Source organism: Ornithinimicrobium sediminis, from assembly GCF_021272345.1.
Lineage (GTDB): Bacteria > Actinomycetota > Actinomycetes > Actinomycetales > Dermatophilaceae > Ornithinicoccus > Ornithinicoccus sediminis_B.
This window is the reverse complement of the sequence record NZ_JAJSDQ010000003.1, coordinates 16607-38635: the sequence shown is the minus strand read 5'-3', so window position 1 is coordinate 38635 and position 22029 is coordinate 16607. Positions and strand designations below refer to the sequence as shown.

General features: G+C 74.6%; 20 protein-coding genes. 5 read left to right on the top strand and 15 right to left on the bottom strand.

Annotated elements, in window-relative coordinates; translation table 11 throughout:
* Position 1 precedes the first annotated feature (1 nt).
* The 4 genes from LVO85_RS07975 to LVO85_RS07960 all read right to left on the bottom strand — a co-directional run bounded on the left by LVO85_RS07975 (position 2) and on the right by LVO85_RS07960 (position 3060).
* Positions 2 to 901: a sulfite exporter TauE/SafE family protein gene (locus tag LVO85_RS07975; RefSeq protein ID WP_232746894.1), complete on the bottom strand. Its 900-nt coding sequence runs from the start codon at positions 899 to 901 to the stop codon at positions 2 to 4.
* On the bottom strand, positions 898 to 1491 hold the full coding sequence (locus tag LVO85_RS07970) for a rhodanese-like domain-containing protein (protein ID WP_232746893.1): 594 nt from the start codon (positions 1489 to 1491) through the stop codon (positions 898 to 900). Before LVO85_RS07970 ends, LVO85_RS07975 begins: the two co-directional genes overlap by 4 nt.
* Before the next feature lie 144 nt (positions 1492 to 1635).
* Positions 1636 to 2307, bottom strand: a complete 672-nt coding sequence (locus LVO85_RS07965; protein ID WP_232746892.1) for a PIG-L deacetylase family protein — start codon at positions 2305 to 2307, stop codon at positions 1636 to 1638.
* A gap of 135 nt (positions 2308 to 2442) precedes the next feature.
* A complete protein-coding gene (locus LVO85_RS07960; protein ID WP_232746891.1) occupies positions 2443 to 3060 on the bottom strand; it encodes a hypothetical protein in 618 nt (205 codons plus the stop codon).
* Between the two features lie 182 nt (positions 3061 to 3242).
* Between LVO85_RS07960 and LVO85_RS07955 the strand changes: the two genes are divergently transcribed.
* From LVO85_RS07955 to LVO85_RS07945, 3 genes are read left to right on the top strand one after another with little or no spacing between them, the layout of a single operon-like run.
* Positions 3243 to 4001, top strand: coding sequence for a response regulator transcription factor (locus LVO85_RS07955; RefSeq protein WP_408637681.1), 759 nt, complete (start codon positions 3243 to 3245; stop codon positions 3999 to 4001).
* An 8-nt stretch (positions 4002 to 4009) separates the two neighbouring features.
* Positions 4010 to 5530, top strand: a complete 1521-nt coding sequence (locus LVO85_RS07950) for a sensor histidine kinase (protein ID WP_232746890.1) — start codon at positions 4010 to 4012, stop codon at positions 5528 to 5530.
* Positions 5523 to 6107, top strand: coding sequence for a hypothetical protein (locus LVO85_RS07945; RefSeq protein ID WP_232746889.1), 585 nt, complete (start codon positions 5523 to 5525; stop codon positions 6105 to 6107). The genes LVO85_RS07950 and LVO85_RS07945 overlap by 8 nt, the downstream gene beginning before the upstream one ends.
* 9 nt (positions 6108 to 6116) lie before the next feature.
* Here LVO85_RS07945 and LVO85_RS07940 read toward each other — a convergent pair whose 3' ends face one another.
* The 10 genes from LVO85_RS07940 to LVO85_RS07895 form a co-directional block, all read right to left on the bottom strand.
* The gene (locus tag LVO85_RS07940) at positions 6117 to 6338 is read right to left on the bottom strand and encodes a hypothetical protein (protein ID WP_232746888.1); all 222 of its coding nucleotides are present in this window, start codon (positions 6336 to 6338) and stop codon (positions 6117 to 6119) included.
* A 372-nt stretch (positions 6339 to 6710) separates the two neighbouring features.
* Positions 6711 to 7391 carry a TetR/AcrR family transcriptional regulator gene (locus LVO85_RS07935; protein WP_232746887.1) on the bottom strand — a complete coding sequence of 227 codons (681 nt, stop codon included), beginning with the start codon at positions 7389 to 7391 and terminating at the stop codon, positions 6711 to 6713.
* 307 nt (positions 7392 to 7698) lie between these two features.
* Positions 7699 to 8259 (bottom strand): GNAT family N-acetyltransferase, encoded by a 561-nt coding sequence (locus tag LVO85_RS07930; RefSeq protein ID WP_232746886.1) that lies wholly within the window; start codon positions 8257 to 8259, stop codon positions 7699 to 7701.
* Positions 8260 to 8279: 20 nt separating this feature from the next.
* Positions 8280 to 9152, bottom strand: a complete 873-nt coding sequence (locus LVO85_RS07925; RefSeq protein WP_232746885.1) for an alpha/beta hydrolase fold domain-containing protein — start codon at positions 9150 to 9152, stop codon at positions 8280 to 8282.
* Between the two features lie 54 nt (positions 9153 to 9206).
* Positions 9207 to 9899, bottom strand: coding sequence for an ABC transporter ATP-binding protein (locus LVO85_RS07920; RefSeq protein ID WP_232746884.1), 693 nt, complete (start codon positions 9897 to 9899; stop codon positions 9207 to 9209).
* The gene (locus LVO85_RS07915) at positions 9896 to 10807 is read right to left on the bottom strand and encodes an ABC transporter ATP-binding protein (protein WP_232746883.1); all 912 of its coding nucleotides are present in this window, start codon (positions 10805 to 10807) and stop codon (positions 9896 to 9898) included. The genes LVO85_RS07920 and LVO85_RS07915 overlap by 4 nt, the downstream gene beginning before the upstream one ends.
* Before the next feature lie 6 nt (positions 10808 to 10813).
* Complete coding sequence (locus tag LVO85_RS07910) at positions 10814 to 13558, bottom strand: FtsX-like permease family protein (protein WP_232746882.1); 2745 nt, start codon at positions 13556 to 13558, stop codon at positions 10814 to 10816.
* On the bottom strand, positions 13555 to 16860 hold the full coding sequence (locus LVO85_RS07905; protein ID WP_232747379.1) for an FtsX-like permease family protein: 3306 nt from the start codon (positions 16858 to 16860) through the stop codon (positions 13555 to 13557). Before LVO85_RS07905 ends, LVO85_RS07910 begins: the two co-directional genes overlap by 4 nt.
* Positions 16861 to 16867: 7 nt before the next feature.
* Positions 16868 to 17284 carry a hydroxyphenylacetyl-CoA thioesterase PaaI gene (gene paaI / locus LVO85_RS07900; RefSeq protein WP_232746881.1) on the bottom strand — a complete coding sequence of 139 codons (417 nt, stop codon included), beginning with the start codon at positions 17282 to 17284 and terminating at the stop codon, positions 16868 to 16870.
* Between the two features lies 1 nt (position 17285).
* A complete protein-coding gene (locus tag LVO85_RS07895; RefSeq protein ID WP_232746880.1) occupies positions 17286 to 18485 on the bottom strand; it encodes a 3-hydroxyacyl-CoA dehydrogenase NAD-binding domain-containing protein in 1200 nt (399 codons plus the stop codon).
* A gap of 231 nt (positions 18486 to 18716) precedes the next feature.
* Between LVO85_RS07895 and paaN the strand changes: the two genes are divergently transcribed.
* Entirely contained in the window at positions 18717 to 20420 is a 1704-nt protein-coding gene (gene paaN, locus LVO85_RS07890) for a phenylacetic acid degradation protein PaaN (RefSeq protein WP_232746879.1), read from the top strand.
* A gap of 22 nt (positions 20421 to 20442) precedes the next feature.
* On the top strand, positions 20443 to 21222 hold the full coding sequence (locus LVO85_RS17010) for an NUDIX domain-containing protein (RefSeq protein WP_232746878.1): 780 nt from the start codon (positions 20443 to 20445) through the stop codon (positions 21220 to 21222).
* A gap of 15 nt (positions 21223 to 21237) precedes the next feature.
* Here the strand turns inward: LVO85_RS17010 and LVO85_RS07880 are convergent, their stop codons facing one another.
* Entirely contained in the window at positions 21238 to 22026 is a 789-nt protein-coding gene (locus LVO85_RS07880; protein ID WP_232746877.1) for a maleylpyruvate isomerase family mycothiol-dependent enzyme, read from the bottom strand.
* Positions 22027 to 22029: the final 3 nt, after the last annotated feature.

Sequence of the window (22029 nt, the reverse complement as noted above, 5' to 3'; positions counted from 1 at the left end):
CTCACTCCTGGCGCGTCACTGCGGGGGGACTGTCCACCACGGTGCTGCGTGAGCGCCTGCGGCGCAACAGGACCAGGCCTGTCACCGCGGCGACCACGGCTGCGCCGACGGCGACCCAGCCCCATAACGGCAGCAGCGACCAGAACGCCTCGGGTGCCTCCCTGCCGCCGACGAAGAACGCCATGACCAGCACGAACCAGCCGAAGATCTTGCGCAGGGTGTCCGGGTGGATCTTGCCCGAGAACAGACCGCCGACCAGGGCACCGACGACGGCGGCCCCGGTGACCATGGCGGCGGTGGTCCAGTCGATCTGCACCGAGGCGAGGTAGCCCGCCAGCCCTGCCATCGACTTCATCGCGATGACGACCAGGGAGGTGCCGACCGCGACGGGCATCGGCAGCCCTCCCAGCAGGGCCAGCGCCGGCACGACCAGGAAGCCGCCGCCCGCGCCGACGATGCCGGTGACCAGGCCCACGACCAGACCCTCGAGCACCACCTTGCCGACGGGCAGCTTCTCGTGGACCTTGTCGGGGTCCACCGCCTTGCGGCCGCGCAGCATGGCGACCGAGGTGGCCAGCATCATGAGCGCGAAGGCGATGAGCAGGACCTCACCCGGGATGAACTCGGCCACCCGCCCGCCCCCGTAGGCGCCGGCCATGCCGGCGGCCCCGAAGATGAGGCCGGTGCGCCACTGCACGCGGCCGGCCCGCGCGTGCGAGATGGCGCCGACGGCACTGGTGACGCCCACGACCAGCAGCGAGGTGGCGATGGCCTCCTTGGCCTCCATGCCGGCCACGTAGACCAGCAGGGGGACCATGAGGATCGAGCCGCCGCCGCCCAGCAGGCCCAGCGTGACGCCCACCAGGACTGCCAGGGCCAGGGTGAGGACGAGGGTGCTCATCGCGGCTGTGAGCCTCCCGCCAGCTGGTCGACCAGGAACTGCGGGTCGCAGGAGGCCGGCCGGTTGTAGGGGAGCTTCGAGAGCAGGGCCCCCATGGCGCAGGAGTTGCTGAGCGCGGCGAAGGTCAGCCCTCCGCCGATCCCCCCTGCGACCCAGCGGGCCGCGGGGACGAAGGCGCTCGCGACGATCGAGGTGAGCACGACCGAGCCGGCGACGAGGCGCACCTGGCGCTCGAGGTCCCAGCGCTGGTGGCCCTCCTTGACGGGGTGGCCGGCCCCCTGCCAGGCGGTGATGCCGCCGTGCAGGACCTTGACGTTGCTGAGGTCGGTGCTGGCGAGGGCCTGCTCCGCCTGCTGGGCGCGCTGACCCGAGCGGCACACGAGGACCACGTCCTCGTCGAGATGGCGGGCGATGTCGTCGCGGTGCTCGCGGAGCGTGTCCAGGGGGACGTTGTAGGAGCCGCGGATGTGGGCGGTCTCGAACTCGGCGGGCGTGCGCACGTCCAGGACCCGCGGCGCGGACCCGCCGTCCAGCTGCTCTGCCAGCCAGGCGGAGTCGACGAGGGCGGGGGTCTGGGTGGTGGTGGTCACCGGGCAGTGCTCCTTCGTGGTGAGGGTGGGTTAGTTACCCCAGGGGGTATGTCACTAGTGAACCATACGTCCGGTCGTCCGTACATTTCTCGGGGCCGCCGAGCGTGCACCTCACCCCTCCTTCCGCCCCAGGGGAGACGGCTCTCACGCCCGCCGGAGCCAACGCAGGTGCTCCTCGTCGCCGAGCAGCTCCAGCCGACGCCACAGGACGCTCCCCGGCACGGCCTGGCTCGGGTGGCACGCGACGGCAGCCAGCTGCAGCGGCCGGTCCACCGGCACCGTGAGGTCGATCTGGTCGGGCCGGTGGCCCTCGAACGGGGCGCCGTAGTCGGTGCACAGCTGCTCGGCCACCGTGTCCGGGATGGTCCAGCCCAGCACCGGCAGGTCCAGTGTCTCCGCAGCGCGCACGGCCGCCTGCGTCGCCCGGGCGTGGTCGGCGTGCCCGGTCACGCCGGTCAGGTCGAAGCCCACGAGGCCGTCGGCGCGCACCTGGCGGGCGTCCTCGACGACGTGCGCGGCGAGCACGTCGAGGTCCACCTCCGGCAGGCGGCCGTCCGGGTGCGTGGTGAGGTGCACGTGGTGCAGCCCGAGGGCCTGCGCCGCGGCGGCCAGCTCGCCGGCCCGCAGCTCCTCGAGGTCTCCCTCGACGCCGTGCAGGGTGGAGGCCTCGCCTCGGGTGAGGCAGAGCACCGACACGCGGGTGCCCTGAGCGGCGAACGCTGCCAGCACGCCACCCAGCCCGAACGACTCGTCGTCGGGATGTGCCACCACCGCCAGGACCGAGTCCCAGGGGGGCAGCGCCGTATGCCGTCTCATGGGTCCCCTTCCGTCCCGATGCCCCTCATTGTGCCGCCCTGCGCAGCCGGCGCCGGGCGGGTCCGGCGCGGACGTCCCGACGCCACGCCCCCCGGATGACGGGGCGCGGCGTCGTGGGCGGCGTCGACGTGGCGGTCAGCTGCTGGGGCCGCCCTGCCGCGACTGCTGGCCGTGACGACGCTGACCGTCGTCCGGGCGTTCGCCGTCGTCCGTGCGGTCCCGGTCACGGTCCCGGACAGGGTCGTGCACGCCGTCCTCGACCATGGCGGTGACCCGCTCGGTCAGCTCGGCGATGCGGGCGTCGGCCGCCTCCTGCGACAGCCGGCCGTCGTCGACACGGTCCTGGATGCGCTCGGTGTGCGCAGCGACCAGGCCCTCGACCAGGGTCGCGGTGGCGACGTCCTGGTCCTCGGCCACGTCGGCGAGGGTGGTGTCCTCCTGCGACATCGCCTCGCGCAGCTCGTCCTGGGTGAGGCCCAGGATCTCGGCGACGGTCCCGCTCACCGGTCCGGCGCCGTTGCGGGCCGCCTGGCCCTGCCGGGCTCCCTGCCCGTCAGCGGCCGGGCCACCGCCGTCGCGGTCCCGCAGCATGTCAGGTCCGTCGCAGACGTCCTGGTCGACCTCCTGGGCGGCGACGGGCGTGTCCTCGGGCGCTGCCACGGCGAACGCGCCACCCATGGTGGCCACGCCCAGCCCGCCGAGGCCGATGACGCCGGCCATCCCCGCCGCGGCCACTCTCTGGGTGATCCTCATGATGTGCTCCTCCTCGACCGGTCCCGGGTGTCTCCCGAGCCCGTACCTCCAGGTTGCTGCTCGAACCTGTCCCGGGGCTGTGCCGTGGCTGTCCCGGAGATAGGACTTTCGGCCCCACCGGCACAGCGCACGCACAGGTAGCGTCGGGAGAGGACACAGCGCACCCGTCGAGAGTGAGGTGCATGGAGATGGCCGGTCGGCCGCACGGAGGACCGGGCGCGGCAGGGGGCGAGCTCACCCGACCCGACGGGTCGCCGGTCCGCGTGCTCGTGGTCGACGACGAGCCGGTCCTGGCCGACCTGCTGCAGATGGCGCTGCGCTACGAGGGGTGGCAGGTGCGGACCGAGGGCACGGGGATGAGCGCGGTCCACGCGGCCCGTGACTTCGGCCCCGACGTCGTCGTGCTCGACGTGATGCTGCCCGACATCGACGGCCTCGAGGTGCTGGACCGCCTACGGTCCTCGGGGGACGACGTGCCGGTGCTGTTCCTCACGGCCAAGGACGCTGTCGAGGACAGGGTCGCCGGTCTCACGGCCGGAGGCGACGACTACGTCACCAAGCCGTTCAGTCTCGAGGAGGTCATCGCCCGGCTGCGCGGTCTGGTCCGCCGCACCCGCGCCGTCGCCGAGACCCGGCCCGACCCCCGGCTGGTCGTCGGCGACCTCGTGCTGGACGAGGACAGCCACGAGGTATGGCGTGCAGGCGATCCCGTCGAGCTCACCGCCACCGAGTTCGAGCTGCTGCGCTACTTCATGCGCAACCCCCGCCGGGTCCTGAGCAAGGCCCAGATCCTGGACCGCGTGTGGCACTACGACTTCGGCGGCCAGGCCAACATCGTCGAGCTCTACGTGTCCTACCTCCGCAAGAAGGTCGACGCCGGCCGCCCGCCGATGATCCACACCCTGCGCGGCGCGGGCTACGTCCTCAAGCCGGCCTCCTAGGCCGGCCCATGCCCAGGCACTGGACACTCCGACGGCGCCTGACCGTGGCGTTGACGGCCCTGATGGCCGCCGTGCTGGGGGTCATCGCCGTGGTCAGCGTGCTGGCCATGGACGACTTCCTCACCGCACGGCTGGACGACCAGCTGGCCACGGCAGTGGTCCGCTCACAGGGCGCTGCCGAGCGGGCCACGGGCGAGGGTGAGGGCCAGGGCCAGGGTGGCCGGCACGGTCGAGGGCCCGAGTTCCTGCTCGTGCCGGGTCAGGCCGAGGACACCCTGGGGGCACTGGTCCAGGACGGCGCCGTCCTGCGGGCTGCCGTGCTGGACAGCACGGGCACCGCGCAGCTGCTCTCCGCCGAGCAGGCCGCACAGCTCGCGAGCGTCCCCGCCGACGGGGTGCACCGCACCGTGGACCTGGGCGCCGACCTGGGGGAGTACCGCCTGGCTGCCACCGAGGGTCCCGCCGGGACGGTCGTGGTGACGGGCCTCGCCCTCGGTGACCTCCAGGGCACGGTGCAGCGCCTGGTCCTGGTGGTCGGGGCCGTCGCCCTGCTGGGGCTGGTGGTGGCGGCGGCCGCGGGCACCGCCATCGTGCGCAGCACGCTCCGGCCGTTGGACCGGGTGGCCGCGGCTGCGTCACACGTCGCCGAGCTGCCGCTCGAGCGGGGTGAGGTGGCGCTGGTCGAGCGCGTGCCGGAGGCGGACACCGACCCGCGCACCGAGGTGGGCCAGGTCGGCGCCGCGTTCAACCGGATGCTCGGGCACGTCGAGTCGGCTCTCAGCACCCGTGAGGCGAGCGAGACCCGGGTGCGGCAGTTCGTGGCCGACGCCAGCCATGAGCTGCGCACGCCGCTGGCCTCGATCCGGGGCTATGCCGAGCTGACCCGGCGCAGTCCCCACGACCTGCCGGCGGACGTGACGCACGCACTGGGCCGGGTGGAGTCCGAGGCGACCCGCATGTCGGCGCTGGTGGAGGACCTGCTGCTGCTGGCCCGCCTCGACGCCGCGCCGGCCGTGGAGCCGCAGCGGGTCGACCTGACCGCTGTCGTCGTCGACGCCCTCGCGGACGCGCAGGCCGCGGGGCCCGACCACCGCTGGGTGCTGCAGCTGCCGGAGGACCCGGTGGAGCTCGACGGCGACCCCGCGCGGCTGCACCAGGTGGTCGCCAACCTGCTGGCCAACGCCCGGGTGCACACTCCGGCGGGCACGACGGTCACGCTCGCGCTGACGGCGGCGGCCGCTGCGGACGGCCGTCGCGAGGCCGTGCTCGAGGTGACCGACGACGGGCCGGGGATCCCGGCGTCGCAGCTGCCCCAGGTCTTCGAGCGCTTCGCCCGCGGCGACCATGCGCGCTCGCCGGGCAGCGGCAGCACCGGGCTGGGGCTCGCGATCGTGGCCGCCGTCGTCCAGGCCCACCAGGGCCACGTCACGGTGGAGTCGCGGCCGGGCCGCACCGTGTTCACGGTCCACCTGCCGCTGCGACGGCCGGTGGGTCAGGCCGTGCCAACCAGGAGCGCCCCCGATGTCTGAGCAGCTGCACCGCGCTGCCGTGGAGCTGTGGTGGCTGCCGCTCGGAGCGGGGGACACCACCGGATGCGTGCGGGTCAACGGGCGTGTCTTCGAGTCGGTCGTGGCCGCGGTGGGCAGGCGACCCCGGTGCGACCTCTACCACTCGGCGCTGGTGGTCCACCTCGACGGCGTGCGCTCCGTGATCGAGATGACGCCCGTCTGGGGCAACCCGCCGGTGGACCGTGGCGTCGTCGGCGAGGGCCCGGTGGGTCTGCGGGTCCTGGGACGCTCACGGTTCTTCCGCTACGAGGTGCGCTGCTGGCCCGGTGGTCTCATCCCGGACGAGGCCGAGGCCGTGCGCAGTCCCCACGTGCTCAGCCGGGACGGCCACCGCGCGCGCCGGGTGCTGACGCTGGTGCCGCAGTGCCCCAGGGCCACCTGGGGTCGCGACGAGCTGGCGGCCGGGGAGATGTGGAACTCCAACTCCCTGGTCTCCTGGGTGCTGCAGCGCAGCGGTCACGACCTGGACGAGGTGCCGCTGCCACCCGGAGGCCGCGCGCCCGGCTGGGACGCCGGCCGGGCCGTCGCCGGCCGGTGAGCCCCTGTGTCAGCGGCGGTCGGCGACCATGGCGTGCCGTCGGCCCGACTCCAGGACGGCGCTGGAGAGGATGAAGCCGCTGATCAGCACGAAGAGCACCCAGATGAAGTCGTCACTCGCCTTGGCGGCCACCGCGCCGCCGATCATGGTCGCGGCCCACACCACCGCCATCTGCAGGATCATGCGCCCGAACACCGCGCGCAGCTGGGGGTTGCTGTCCACCTCGGTCATGGCACGTCCTCCCGTGTCTCGGATGCACCTATCCTTCCCGGTGCGGCGCCGGACCGGCAGAGGCTTTGGTCCCACAGGGGTATGCGGTCGAGGCGCCCCCCGACTGCCTCGACCGCATACCCGGTGCCGCGCTGCGAGACGGAGCAGCGGGCACCTCCGGGCCTACGCCAGGGCCCGTGCCGTGAGCTGCTCGCACACCTCGGCGGTGGCGGAGCGCGCTCATCCTGACGATGACCTCGGGTCGGTCGGGGCGTGTCCCGCCCCGCACGGTTCCTTCGACCACCGAAAGATGTGTGACCTACTGTCGCGTCGCAGCCGGCCTCTGTCAACAGCATTGACGTGTCGGTGCCGTGAACACCTGGTGACCCCGGGTCACGGTCGCGCGGCGGCGCGCTCCACGGCGTCGAGCACCAGCTCCAGGCCGGTGAGGGTCACCTCCCGGGTGGTGAGGGCGGCGATCCTGCCCTGCAGCCTGGTCAGCTGCGGGTATGCGGCAGGGTCGAGCCGGGCCGGGGGCGAGGCCCAGGGCCCGAGGTCGGGGGACTCCTCGGTCCCGGCGTGCAGCCGGTGCGCCGCCAGAGCCGCGGCGCACGACAGGACGTAGGTGGAGAAGAGCGCGTAGTGCCGGATGAGCCCGTCGCCACTGAGGCCGGCCTCGGCCAGGCTGCCGAGCACGAGCTCCATGGCGTCGGCCTCGCCCGGCCCGCCCGTCGTGCGATGCGCGACCTCCGTCCCGATGCCGGGGTGGCTCGCCACCGCGTCCATGTAGAGCGTGGCGGCCTCCTGGAGGCGTCCACGCCATCCGAGGCCAGCGGTGAGCCGGGTGCTGACGTCCTGCAGCAGCCGGTCCAGCGCGGCATCGACCAGCTCGTCCTTGTCGCGGAAGTGCCGGTAGACCGCGGTGGGGTCGACCCCGAGCTCCTGACCGAGCCGGCGGAAGCTGAGCGCACCCGGCTCCGGGACACGAGAGAGCTGCAGGGCAGCGGTGACGATGACCTCGCGGTCCAGCGGCGTGCTGCGGGACCCTCGGCGACGGGTGCGGGCTGATGGCACAGCAGCACTCCTCCTGTCCCCGAGCTGGACGTGAAGCGCACCGGACGGCCTCGTCCGGGCTGCGACGACCCTAGCCCGCTCCGGTGCGCGCAGCAGGCTCAGGCGCCGTCGCCGCTGGTCCGCCTCGACTCAGCCTTCGACCAGGGCTGACCCCACGCCGGGTCCGGGCGGCCACGGGTGCTGCGTTGTCTGAGGGGTGCTGCGTTGTCTGACCGGTGCTGTGCTGCAGCACAGCACCCGTCGGACACGGCGGCACCCGAGCCGTGACCGCGGCAGGGCGCCCCGCCCGCGTCGCGACCGGTCCTGGTCAGCTGCCGAAGGCCGCGAGGTCCTCGGCGAGCACGGCGTGCAGGTGCTCGTCGTGGTACGCACCGTCGGCATACCGGTAGGACTGACGCAGCGTGCCCTCCAGGAGGAAGCCTGCTGCCCGGGCGACGGCGCACGACCCGAGGTTCTCGACCGCGTGGAAGAGGTGCACCCGGTGCAGACCGAGGTCGGTGACGGCCCACCGGGTCGCCGTGAGCACCGCCGCCACCGCATACCCCCTCCTGCGTGCCCACGGCGCCGTCCAGTAGCCGATCTCGGCATGGCCCTGGTCGAGGTCGACCTTGTGCAGCGAGACCGAGCCGACCAGTCGGTCCGAGGCGTCCGCGACAGCCCACGAGGCATGGTCCGCCGCGCTCCAGTCGTTGCGGCCCGCGACATACGAGGCCACTCCTGCCGGGTCATCGGGCCCGGGGTTCCAGGCCCGGACCTGCGGGTCGGCGAACGCGGCGACCAGGTCCGCCTCGTCGGCGGGCCCGAACGCGCGCAGGACGACCCGCTCACCGGCCAGGCGGACCGGCTGCTGCGGCAGTGGCGCACTCACGAGCCCACCCTAGGGCCGCGTCAGGCGAAGGTGCTCCGCACGTGGTCGACGATGACCTGACGTCCCCGGCGTCCCTCGGGGGTCGGCAGCAGCGGGTAGACGTGCGGCGACCCTGCCTCGACGTGCAGCACCGGCGGCGGCTGCGACGTCGCGCGCTCGCACAGCACCCGGCAGTCCGGCAGGCAGATGTCACGGTCGCCGACCAGCACGGCGGTCGGGGGGAGGGCGTCGAGACGGCCGAAGAGCGGGCTGACGGCGGGGGAGCGCAGGTCGTGGGTGCCGGCCCACGCGGCTGCGATGGGCCGCAGCCCGGCCCGGGTCAGCCACGGGTCGTGCGGCTCCAGTGCGTCGACCTCGGGGTTGCTCATCGACAGGTCGAGCCAGGGGGCCACCAGGGTGAGCCCGACGACGGTCCCTCCGCCGGCCTGGGCCTGCGCGAGCAGCAGGGCCAGGTTGCCGCCGGCGGAGTCACCGAGCACGTGCAGCGGACCCTGCGGAGCCAGGTGCCGGTGCAGTGCCTCCAGGTGCCCCGCGGCGTCGTCGGCATCGTGCTCGGGCAGCAGCCCGTAGCGCGCGACGTGCACGGCGCGCTGTGTCGCCTCGGCCAGCTCGGCGACCAGCGCCCAGTGCTGGCGGGCGATGCCGTTGACGAAGGCGCCACCGTGCAGGTAGAGCAGGTGACCACCGCCGAGAGCGCCGGCGGCGGGCGTCACGGTGGTGACCTCGAAGCCGTCGACCACCTCGGACGTCAGCCGGTCGCCGAGGTGCGCCGGCGGCGCTGCCGCCGGGAGCCCGGCGCTCATGCTGCGACGGCCCCGCTCGGCCGACGCGTAGCGTCGCTTGCGGGTGGCCCTGAGGTAGAGGCCCACGGCCCGGGTCTGCCACGAGGGCATCGGTGTCCTCCTGTCTGCTGTCGTCCCGGTGACCGTACCTGCGGCCGGCTCCGCTCAGCCCCCGACCCGGCGCCCGTCGTGCAGCTCGACGACCCGGTCGGCACGGGCCATGAGCAGCGGGTCGTGCGTGGAGACGACGGCCGCGATGCCCTGCTCGTGGGTCAGCCGGGCGAGCAGGTCCATGATCGTCGCAGCGGTGTCGGAGTCGAGCTGGCCGGTCGGCTCGTCGGCGAGCAGGACCTGTGGCCGTGCCACCAGCGCCCGGGCGATGCCCACCCGCTGCTGCTGCCCGCCGCTGAGCTCGTAGGGCCGCTGCCTGCCCTGGGCCCCCAGACCCACGAGCGCCAGCGCCTCCTCCACCCGCTCGGTCCGCTCGCGCACCGGGGTCCCGAGCAGCCGCAGCGGCACCTCGACGTTCTCGGCCGCGGACAGCACCGGGATGAGACCGAAGGACTGGAAGACGTAGCCCACCCCCTCGCGGCGCACCGCCAGCACGTCGTCCTCGGGCAGCTCCGAGAGCACCCTCCCGTCACCGAGCAGCACCCGGCCGGAGGTCGGCCGGTCGAGCCCGCCCAGCAGGTTGAGCAAGGTGGTCTTGCCCGAGCCGGAGGGGCCGCGCACCACGGTGAGCTCGCCGGGGTGGACGGCGAGGCTCACCCCCGACACCGCGTGCACCTGCCCGGCGCCCGTGCCGAACGTGCGGTGCAGGTCCTCTCCCGCCAGCAGGTATGCCGCCTGCTCGCTCATCCCGCGTCCCCCCTGTCCCGGGGCTCGTCCGGCCAGACGCCCACGTGGTCCTCCTCCAGCTCCAGCCGCACCCGGTCACGCAGGGCGAGCCGCTCGACGTGGCTGCTCGGCAGCTGCAGCCGCCCGGCCCGGTCGATGACCGTGAACTCCTCGGCGACCGTGCGCTCCCGGCCCGACGCGTCGACCTCGGTGCGGCGCAGAACCTCGGTGGAGGTCCGCCCGTCCCGGATCTGCACGGTGCGTCGCACGTGGTGGGCGATGGTCGGGTCGTGCGTGACGATGAGCACCGTGACCCCGAGCTGCTCGGAGGTCTGCCGCATCGCGTCCAGCACCTCGGCCGACATGGCGTCGTCGAGCTCGCCCGTCGGCTCGTCCGCGAGGAGCACCGCAGGGTTGTTGGCCAGGGCGGTGGCGACCGCCACGCGCTGCTGCTGGCCCCCGGACAGCTCGCCCGGACGTCGGTCGCGGCAGTCGGCGACGTCGAGCAGCTCGAGCAGCTCGTCGACCCGCCGCGCCCTGTGCCGGTCACCCGTGATGACCAGGGGCAGCGCGATGTTCTCGGCGGCGGTGAGGAAGGGCATGAGGTTGCGCGAGGTCTGCTGCCAGACGAAGCCCACCGTGTGCCGCTGGTAGCTCACCCGCTGCCGCCGGGTCATCGACAGCAGGTCGACGCCGGCCACCCGGGCCCGGCCGCCGGTGGGGGTGTCCAGGCCGGAGAGGATCGTGAGCAGCGTCGACTTGCCCGACCCGGACGCGCCGACGAGGGCCACCACGTCGCCGGGGTCGACCCGCAGGTTCAGACCCTGCAGCGCCTGCACCTCGACCCCCTCGGTGGAGTAGATGCGCACGAGGTCCTCACAGAGGATGTCCGGCCCGTGCCGGTCGCGGTCAGCAGTGATGCTCGTCATGGGGTCCTACCTCTCCTCGCCGGCCCGCAGCTGCTGCGCCGGATCGGTGCGGCCGGAGACCGCGGCCGAGACGGTGACGGCGAGGACGACGGTGCCGACCACACCCAGGACGACCAGGCCGAGGGCGACCGGGTCGAGGTGCAGGGCGGGCTGTGCCCGGCCCCCGGTCAGCCCCCGCAGGTCGACGGCCTGCAGCAGCAGCCACGGCACCAGCCCGCCCAGCAGGCCGCCGACGACCAGCGCCGTGCCCACCAGCGGAGCCGGCTCCCAGGCGGTCACGGCCTTGCCCGCCCGCCTCGGTAGCCCCATCGTACGGAGCACCGCCAGGACGCGGGCACGGCTGGGCGCCCCCATCAGCTGCACCAGGAGGATCGCGACGGCGGTCAGCAGCGCGGTGAGGACGACGGCGGCCGTGAGCAGCGTGGTCAGCCCGGAGGTGACCGGCGCTGCGCGGAGCTCGTCGAGCTGCTCCTGTGGTGTCTCGACCAGCGCGTTCGGCACCGCGGTGGCCAGCTCTGCAGCGACGGCCTCTGCGTCGGCCGGCTCCTGCACCCCGACGAGCGCCACCGTGCCGACCGGGGTGAAGCCGCCGGCGGCCTCCCAGGCCGAGCGGGGCACCACGAGGAACTCCCGGCCGCTGCTCACCCCCGGCAGGTCGTTGAGATGTCCGACGACCCGTGCGCTCCCCAGGCCACTCACGACGACCGTGGCCGCCGCGTCGCCGACCGCGCCACCGGTGAGCACGGCGGGGGGTGTGCCCGCGGCGTACAACGCGTCGGGCAGGGCCTCGACGAGGGGAGCGCGGGCGTGCACGGCGGCCAGCGCGTCGTCCACGACGTGCACGGTGACGCCCTGGGCCGTGACGTCGCCGCTGAGGTTGACGGTGCGCGCGGCCTCGCTCACCCGGGCCACCTCGGCGACACCGGGTGTCCGGGCCAGGGTCTCGAGGAGCTCGTCGGTGACCTGGGGGCCGGTCAGCCGGACCTGCGCCCCCGTCTGGGCCCAGGCGGCCCGTTCGGCGCCGCTGTTGACCGTGCCGGCCAGCACGGTGCTGAAGATCGCCACGCTCACGCCGAGGACCACCGCCAGGGCCGGCACGAGGCCCCCGGCCGGGTCGCGCACGGCGCGGGCCGCGCCGAGGAAGGCGGTCAGCGACGGCCGGGCGCGGTAGCGCCGCACCAGCGCCCGCACGGGGAAGGGGTAGAGCCGCAGCGTCAGCACGCAGGCGGCCAGCGCGAGGAGCACCGGCGTGCTCGCCATCAGCAGGTCGACGCCGGTGTCGCCGGTCCCGCCCACACCGGTCAGCCCGCGGTCGAGCAGCCGCCACAGGGCGAGCGCGGCCAGCACGACGACGGCGACCTCGACGGTCCACCGCACCCGCGACCGGGTGGTGCCGAGGTCGCTGCGTTCCTCCCGCTGGCTGTATGTCGTGGGGCTGAGCCCCAGCGCCGCGGCCGGGACGAGTCCCACGAGCAGTGCGACGAGCCACTCCCCCCAGCCGGTGCTGCCGGGCACGACCAGCCCGGCGACGGCATACCCCAGCGCCGCCGCCGGCAGCCCGAGCACAGCGCCCTCGGCGGCCAGCAGTGTGCGCACCTGGCCGTCCGAGGCGCCGCGGGCGAGGGTGAGCGCCAGAGCACTGCGGCGTCGCTGCACCACGAGCCGTGCCCCGACGGCGAAGACCGCGAGCGCCACACCCACCGGGCCCGCGAGCACCACGGCGAGCACGGACGCCGTCGCCCGCTGCCCGCTCGAGAGGTCGGCGAGCGTGTCGAAGACCTCGCTGGAGAAGCGCACGGTGAGCTCGGGCACCAGGGCGTCGTCCGGCGCCGGCCCCGGCACCACGGTGGTCTCCGCGGCGGTCAGGCGGTTGAGCTGCGCGGTGAGCAGGCCCACCTGGTCACCCGGCACGTCGGCGGCGGCCAGCGGGAACCAGATGCGGAACTGTCGGCTGCCCGCGAAGGGCATGCTGCCCGGGTTGCCCGGGGCGAGGTAGGCCGCGGCCCGGGCCGTGGTGCCGACGTTGCCGTCGAAGAAGGTCGCCAGCTCGGCGCCGTAGGGGCTGTGCAGCCAGTGCGGGTCGTCGGCGTCGACCGGCTCGTACGTGCCGACCAGCAGGGTCAGCGGTGCGTTGGCCATCTCACGCTCCTCCCCGACCTCCCACGCGAGCTGCTCGGCGGCGTCGGCGCTGAGCAGGATCTCCAGGGCGTCGTCGACCGGGCCCCCTCCGGCATCGTGGCCGAAGGGTGCCGTGGCAGCCGGCCAGTCGCCCTCGACGAGGGTCACCAGCTCGGGCAGTGCGGGGTCGACGCGGAACTGCAGGTCGGCGAACCGGATGGCGCTGGCCGGGTCGCTGGGCGCGCGCCGGAGGCCCGGGACGTCGACCGTGAAGCGCCCGTCCTGCAGCAGGGAGCGCAGCGGCTCGGGCTGCGAGCGGCGGGCGCGGTCCAGGCCCTCCACCAGTGGGTCCCAGGTGACCTCCGGGTCGTCGAAGACACCCTCCTCGCCACTGGTCCCGGCCAGGGGCACGTCCGGCACCACGTAGGTGGCCACGACGTCACGGCGCAGCGCGGACAGCTCGCCCACGGAGTAGTCGACCTGCCGGGTGTCCATGTCCAGCACGGCCCGCGGCCAGACCGTCGCGAGGCAGCTGAGGAGCGCGACGAGCGCGGCCAGCACGAGCGGCACCCAGGGGTCGGCGCCCAGCTGGCGCCAGGCGAGCCCGGCGGCTCCGGGGACGCGCCGCCTCACCGGATCTCCTCACGGTAGGTGCTGTCGAGGGCCTGTGCCCGCACGCGCAGCGCCAGCACGGTGAGGACGAGCACGACGGCGACACCGCCCAGCGCCATGAGGCCGGCCCACTGCAAGACCTCCAGCCTGAGCACGGGGGACAGGCCGACGCTGCCCGCGAGGGTCGTGGACCGCGCCAGGTCGGGCACCACGGCAGCGCCCACGAGCAGGCCGGCCCCCAGGCCGAGCGCGACGGAGGCCAGGACGACCCCGGCGAGCTCGGCGCCGCGCGCCCGTGCCTGGGCGGCCGGGCGCATGCCGAGGGTGCGGAGCACGGCCACCTCGGGACGGCGGGCCGACAGCAGCGTGGCCACCACCGCGGCGATGCCGGTGACGGCGAGCAGCACCGCACCGGCCGAGGCCACCCAGAAGACCAGCCGGACGGCCGAGGCCACGTCGGTCACCGAGACGGCACCGGGTCCGGTCACGTCGGCGATGCCGGGCACCTGCGCGACCTGCTCGACCGCGGCGACGGGGTCGGCCGCGGCGGCCCACAGCTCCGTGGGGTCCCCGAGCGTGCGCGACCGGGCGCGCAGAGCCTCGCTGGTCGAGCCGGCGTCGGCCAGCACGACCTCCGGCGCCAGCGTGCCCGGCACCGCGTCGACGAGCGCGGCCACCTCGGCGGCCACCTCCGAGCCGAAGACCTGCAGCGTCAGCGGTGAGCCGACGGACAGGTCGGTGCCCTCCGCGAGGGCCCGGGTCACCGCGACGGGCACCGGTCCCGCCTCCCCGGGGTCCGGACCCACCGGCACCAGGACGGTGTCCGAGGTGACGAACCTGCCCAGCATCGGCGTGGTGACGGCGACGCTCAGCCCGCCCCCGTCGGCCGGGGAGACCTCCGTGCCCTGCGGGGCTCCGGCGGTCGCGGCCCAGGTCTCGGCGTCGGTGCCCGTCGGCAGGCGGTCACCGGCCACCACGACAGCGACCCCGGCCGTGGACCGGTAGGGCGCGGAGACCTGCGGCAGCTCGATGTCCACCCCGGTGACCAGGTATGCCGTCCCGTCACCGACCGGGAGGGTGACGGGGAAGGTGGCGGACGCGCCGGCGGGGCGGCCGGTGACGCCGTCGGCGTCGGCGCTGACGTCCAGGGGCAGGTCGAGGGTCCCGGCCCGCACGGTCTGGGAGGCGCCGGTCGCGGTGTCCAGGACGGTGAGGCGCACCGCGACCTCGCGCTCCCGGGTGAGGTCCGAGACCACGGCCTCCCGGGCCAGCTGCCCGGGGTCGGGGTCGTCGTCCCCGGTCTGGGCCCCCGGGTCGACGCCCTCCTCCTCGTACTGCTCCGTGAGGTCGGCGACGGCCTCCTCGAGCTCGGCGAGGGAGGTCTCCGGGAGGGACGTCGTGACCTCCAGCTCGACCGTGACCTCCGAGGTGCCCGCAGGCACCTCGACCGCCCCTGCCCGCACCGGCTGTCCCAGCACCGGGGCGAGCTCCCCGGGGTCGGCGGCGCCACGGGGCACGACCGCGACCCGGTCGAGCGCGGTGAGCGGCGCCAGGACCAGGTCGGCGCGGCCGGAGCCGACCTGGCTCTCGGTGAGCCAGACCGGAGCCACCGCGTCGACCGCCGGCTCCTCGCCGACGGGTGGGAGACCGAGCACCTCACCGCTCTGCCCCGCGACGGGGCGTGACGCGAGGGTCGCCCGCACGTCGGCGCCCTGGCCGAGGTCGGCCAGGCCGGCGCGCAGGTCGGCCGAGGTCGCGGCATACAGGCCGGCGAGGGTGGTGGCGCCCACGGCCAGCACGGTGAGCACGACGGGCACGGCGTAGACGACGAGGTGGCGGGAGACCTGCGCCGCGGAGAGGTGGCCGACGAGACGGCGCGACGGCCGGGTCAGGCTCTCCACCCCGCGGCTGAGCGGGCCGAGCAGGGCGGTGGCCACGACGGCGCAGGCGGCGAGCAGCAGGGTGGGTGCGGCGCCCGCGAGCAGGTCGCTGCGCAGTGTGCCGTCCGGGTCGGTGACCAGGGGTGACCCGTAGCGGCGCAGCTGCCACCAGGCCAGCAGGGCGGCAGCGACCGTGAGCACGAGGGTGCCCAGCGCGGCCACCGTCCGGGTGCGGCCCGACCGGTCCTGCGCCCGGCGGTCGGAGACCACCCGCACCTGGTGGACGGTGACGGCGCTGAGCGCCGACAGCACTCCGACGCCGGCGAGGGTGGCCGTGACCACGGCGCCGGTGGCCTGGGCGGGGCCGGCGGGCACGGCCTGCAGCACCGCGACGGCGAGCAGGGCCCCCGCCCCGGCGCCGAGCAGCGTGACCGCGGCTGCCTCCAGCAGGCTCCACAGCACCACCTGCCGACGGGAGGCGCCGCGGACGACGAGGACCTCGACCTCGCCCGTGCGTGCTGCCGCCAGGAGCCGTGCCAGCTGCAGCACCGCGATGACGGAGACGCCGACGAGCAGCATGAGCGGCACGACGTTGAGGGCGCGGGCGGTCGCGAGGTTGCGTGCCGCCGTGGCGGCCGTCGGTGCGAGGTCGCCCTCGACGGTGACCCCGCGCACCGCGACCCCGGGCGTCCGCACGGTGGACTGCAGCGTGGCGGCTGCGTCGGCCAGCCGGGCCAGGTCCTCGGGCTCGAGGTCTGCGGCGTCCGGCTGCACGGTCCAGCGCACGAACGGGGTGTCCCCGAACTCGCCGGTGACCGTCGGGTCCACCACCAGCGGTCCCACGAGCTCGGGCGCGCCTCCGGTGGCCGCCAGCGGGTCGCCGAACCAGAAGGCCGCCTCAGGGTCCGTGGGACGCCACACGCCCACGACCCGCACCAGCACTCCTGCGACGTCGAGGCTGTCGCCGACCCCCACCTCCCAGCGCTGCGCGGCGCCCGCGTGCAGCGCCCCCTCCGGCTGGTCGGCGGACGGCCAGGTGCCGGAGACGAGCTCGACCTGGTCGCTCCCGGAGGCCCCGGGGGTCAGGGCGTCGCCCGCGAGGATCTGCAGCTGCTCGTCCCGCCCCGCGACCGGCCGTGGCTCGACGGCGACGGTCCGCTGGACCTCGACGGGGGCCGGGGCGAAGGCCTGCGCGATCAGCAGGCGGGCCGTCGCGTCCTGGGTGACCGGGTCCTCGGACAGGCGGGTCTGCACCTGCAGGCCGGCCTCGGTCGGCTGCTGGGTGTCGGTGATCGCCTGCCGTGCCGCGGTGGTGGCCGCGGCCCGGGAGTAGCCGACCGTGCCCGCGATGATCGCGGTCGTGCCCGTCACCAGCAGCACGATGGTCGCGACCAGGCCCAGGGAGGCCCGGGCGCGGCGCAGCACCAGGACGGTCACGGACACGGGTCGGTCACCCGGCTGCGCCTGCTGCCCGGGAGCGGCCGCGGAACTGGGCGACCACGGCGCCGTCGGACTCCCGGGTCACGGTGACGTCGGTGATGCCGTTCCGGCCGTATGCCGTGTGCTCGCGGGCCACGGCGAGCAGCACGTCGCCCTCGCGGACCGGCGTGACGAACGAGATGTCCGCGCCGGCGGCGACGGTGAGGCGACCGGTGGCGTTGCAGGCCAGGGCGAAGGTGGAGTCGGCGAGGGTGAAGACGTAGCCGCCGTGGCACATGCCGTGGCCGTTGACCATGGTCGCGACGACGGCCATGCGGGCGCGGGCGTGACCCAGCGGGTCGGCGCCGACTTCGAGGCACTCGATGCCCAGGTGGGCCGAGGCGGTGTCTGCCTCCCACATGGCGTGGACGTGGTCGAGCCCGGTCATCTCAGGCGGGCTCCGTCAGGCCGGGGCTGAGGCGGTAGCGCCCGCCGGGGAAGGCGCTGTCCAGGGCGGTGAGCCAGTCGACGACCGTCTGGGAGCCCAGCGCGTCGCGCCACGCGAAGGGCCCCTGGGGGTAGTTGGTGCCGAGCCGCATCGCCGTGTCGACGTCCTCGGCAGACGCCTCGCCCCGGTGCACCAGGTCGACGCCCTCGTTGACGAGCATGGCCAGGGTGCGGGCCACCGGGTCGGTCTCGACAGGCCCGCCGACGAGCCGGGCGACGAGGTCGGGGTCGGCCACCGCGTCGACGGCGGTGCCGCTCTCGTCGTAGGTGAAGACCCCTCGGCCCGACTTGCGGCCGAGCCTGCCGGTGGCGACCAGCTCGCGCTGGAAGTCGGTGGGTGCGTAGCGCGGGTCGTGGCCGGTCTGCTCCCACACGCTGGTGCCGACGGCCAGGTTGACGTCCTGGCCGATGAGGTCGGTGAGCTCCATCGGGCCCATCCGGAAGCCCGCGTGGGCACGCAGCGCGAGGTCGACGCTGGCGGCGTCGAGGGTGCCGTCGGCGACCATCCGCTGGGCCTCCCCGTAGAACGGCCGGGCGACCCGGTTGACGATGAAGCCCGGCGTCGAGGCGCACTCCACCGGCGTCTTGCCCCAGGCCCGCATCAGCGTGGCAGCCGCGTCGAGGACGGCCCGGTCGGAGTCGCGTCCACGGATGACCTCGACCAGGCGCATCAGCGGAGGCGGGTTGAAGAAGTGCAGGCCGATGACGCGGCCGGGGTGCGGGACGCCGTCGGCGACGGCCGTCAGGTCCAGGCTGGAGGTGTTGCTGGCCAGCACGGTGTCGACGGCCTGCGTCTGCGCGAGGGCGGCGAAGATCTCGCGCTTGACCTCGAGGTCCTCGACGACCGCCTCGACGACCAGGCCGACAGCCGGCAGCGCCGTCACGTCGCCGTCGACCGGGTGCAGACGAGCTGCCGCCGACTCCGCGTCCTCGTCGCTGACCCGGCCCTTGCCGGCCAGCCGCCGCAGGGTGGCGCCGAGAGTCTCCACGGCGGCCCGGGCCGCGCCCTCGCGGGCGTCGACGAGGTGCACGTCGTGTCCTGCCTGGGCTGCGACCTGGGCGATCCCGGCTCCCATGGCTCCGGCGCCGACGACCGCGACGGCAGGGCGTGGGCGGTCGGAGCCGGATGACGTCGTCAGCATGGAAGCATCGTGCCACCCGGTGCCCCCTCGCGGTGAGGTGGCGGCGCCACGGCCCACGCCCTGGGCCCGGTCGACCTGCGCCTCACCGCCATGGGCGTCCAGCGCTGCAGCGCCGGCTTCGTATGACGCAGAGCGGCGCCCAGCCCTGCCGCGGCGTGGACCCGGTCCAGGGTCGTCGGGTGCCCGGTGCCCGGTGCCCGGTGCGCGGACGTCGGCGTTATGGTGATCGGCGTGACTGAGACCCTGGCGACGCACCCGTTGACGGACACCCACCGCGAGACCATCGAGGCCGCGAAGACCGCGCTGGCGCAGCGCAGCTACTACAGCCGCTACCCGGAGTCACCCTCCCCGCGCGTCTACGGGGAGACGGCTCCGCAGGACGGCGAGATGGCCTTCGAGGCGCTGCAGAACCATGAGTTCACGGCGCTGTCCGACCAGCCTTCCACGGGGCGCAGCGTGGGCAGCGAGGTCTCGCCGTACGGTCCGCAGCTCGGGGTGCGCTACCCCAAGCTCGACCTCGACGCAGGCATGGCCGCGGCCCTCGCCGCGATGCCCGCCTGGCGAGACGCCGGTGCCGAGACCCGTGCCGCGGTGTGCGTCGAGATCATCGAGCAGGTCAACCGTCGCTCCCACGAGATGGCCCACGCGGTCATGCACACCAGTGGCCAGCCGTTCGTGATGAGCTTCCAGGCGGGTGGGCCGCACGCACAGGACCGTGCCCTGGAGGCCGTCGTGGCCGCGCTGGTCGAGCAGGAGCGCGTGCCCGCCGGTGTCCTCTGGGAGAAGCCCGGCCGGAAGGCCCCCATCCGTATGCAGAAGGACTACCGCATCGTGCCGCGCGGCGTGGCGCTGGTCATCGGGTGCAACACCTTCCCGACCTGGAACTCCTACCCCGGCCTGTTCGCGTCGCTGGCGACGGGCAACCCGGTCGTCGTGAAGCCGCACCCGAAGGCGGTCCTGCCGCTGGCGCTCACGGTGGCCATCGCCCGCGACGTGCTCGAGTCCGCCGGGTTCGACCGTGCCCTGGCGCAGCTGGCGGCGGAGGACGACGGCACGGGCCTGGCCAAGACCCTGGCCCTGCGTCCGGAGGTCGCGATCATCGACTACACCGGTGGACCCGGGTTCGGCCGGTGGCTGGAGACCGAGGCGGTGGCCGCGGGCAAGCTCGTCTACACCGAGAAGGCCGGCCTCAACAGCATCGTGGTCGACTCCACCGACGACCTCAAGGGGATGCTGGGCAACCTGGCCTTCTCGTTCTCCCTCTACTCCGGCCAGATGTGCACCGCCCCGCAGAACGTCTACGTGCCGTCCGACGGCATCCGCACCGACGAGGGGGACCTCACCTTCGAGGAGGTGGGCGAGCGCATCGCCGGCGCGATCTCCCGCTTCACCGGTGACGACGCCAAGGCGGTGGAGATCCTCGGCGCCACGGTCAACGACGACGTGCGGGACCGCGCGACCGACGTGCCTGCCCTGGCGCAGCGCCTCGGCGGCGAGGTGCTGCTGGACTCGCGGGGCGTCGTGCACCCGTCCTACCCGGACGCCGTCGTGCGGACCCCGGCACTCGTCGCCGTCGACGCGGGCAACGAGCCCGCCTACACGCAGGAGTGCTTCGGCCCGGTCGCGTTCGTCATCCGCACCGGCTCCACCGACGAGTCGCTCGACCTCTTCCGGCGCACGGTGCGGGAGTTCGGCGGCATGACGGCCGCCGTCTACTCCACCGACGACACTGTGCTGGAGCAGACCCGCGAGGCGGCGGCCGACGCCGGGGTCGCGCTGTCGGAGAACCTGACGGGGCAGGTCTTCGTCAACCAGACGGCAGCCTTCAGCGACTACCACGGCACCGGCGCGAACCCGGCTGCCAACGCCGCCTACACCGACGCTGCGTTCGTGGCGAGCCGCTTCAGGGTGGTCACCAGCCGCCGCCACGTCTGAGCCGCTGTGGCAGGCTGACCCGGTGGTGCCCTGGCAGATCGACGAGACGAGCCCCGGGATCGGACTGCTGACCTGGGACGACTCGGACCCGTGGTGGCTTGACCCCCAGGCGGGTGCCGCCCTGGGTGACCAGCTCGAGCGGGCCTTCGGGAACGGGCTCGGCCGGGTCGAGGCCGAGGTGGCGGTCGAGGACCGGGAGCTGCGCCGCACCCTGCACCGCGCCGGCCTGCGTCCCGAGGGACGCTCGCGCGGTCGTCTGCCAGGTCCGGGTGGCCACCGGCGTGACGGTGTGCGCGTGGCCCGGCTCGCCGGTGACCCTCACCCGGACACCCGGGCCGGCCACCTCGCCATGCTCAACGCGACCCTGGCCCTCAAGCGGGTCATCGCGCAGGGGCTCATCCGCGACGGGGCAGGTCGCTTCCTGCTGTGCGAGCTCACCTACAAGCAGGAGTGGGACCTGCCCGGCGGTGTGGTCGACCCGCACGAGTCGCCCGCGCACGCCCTGGCCAGAGAGGTGGGTGAGGAGCTGGGCCACGAGGTCAGCGTCGGCGAGCTGCTGACCGTCGACTGGCTGCCGCCCTACCGTCAGTGGGACGACGCGCTGCTCTGTGTCTTCGACCTCGGGGTGCACCCGGACCTGCGTGAGCAGGCGGTCCTGCAGCGCAACGAGATCGCAGCGGTCCACTGGGCCGACGTCGACGAGGCCCGTGCGCACGTCGCCCCGTATGTCGCACGGCTGCTGGAGCAGCTCGCGTCCGGTGAGCACCCGCCATACCTGGAGGACGGCCTGCCCCGGAGCTGAGGGACGCCGGCCGGCTCACTGGGTCGCCTCCACGAGCAGCTCCCGGAGCTCTGCGAGCAGGGCCGGGTCGGCATCCGTGGCGGTGTCGACAGGCAGGGGTCCGCGGCCCCAGAGCCACAGGTCCAGACCCCACGCGTCGCCCTGCACCACCGGTGCCCGGTCCACCTCGGCGGCCCCGGCGGCCGTCTCGGCCGCGGCGAGGTCCCACTCCGTGCCGCTGTCGGGGCCGGTGCCGGTGAAGCGGCCCAGGCGCAGGGTCAGGTCGGTCACGACCGCCCCCTCCGTCGCGCGGACGCGCAGCAGCCGGCCGTCCGGGGTGAACCGCCCCCACTCCGGGACACCCGCGACCATCACGGTGAGCACCTCGTCGACCCCGTCCGCGGCCAGACCGGGCTCGGCGGGTGCCGCCGGGGTCAGCCCGGCAGCGGTCTCGGCGTCCACCCGGTGGATGAGTGCCTCGTGGGCCTGGCGGCGCAGCGCCCAGGCGATGCTGCCGCCCTCCGGGTGCCACGACCAGCAGGGGCCGGCGGGGTCGGCCTCGGCGAGGGCCTCGAGGAGCCGCGCGGAGGCCGCCTCGAAGGCGTCCGGGAGGTCCGGGTCGGCGGGTCTGCGCAGAGGCGTCAGGGTCGACCCGTCCGCTCCTTGCACCACCCGCGCCCACTGGTCCTGGACCTCGGCCAGGTGGTAGGTCAGGTCGGCCACGGTCCAGCCCGGGCAGGACGGCACCGGGGCGGCGGCGTCGAGGGCCCGGACCAGCTCGCCGAAGCGGGCCGACTCCGCCCGGATGGTCTGCCAGTAGTCCATGAG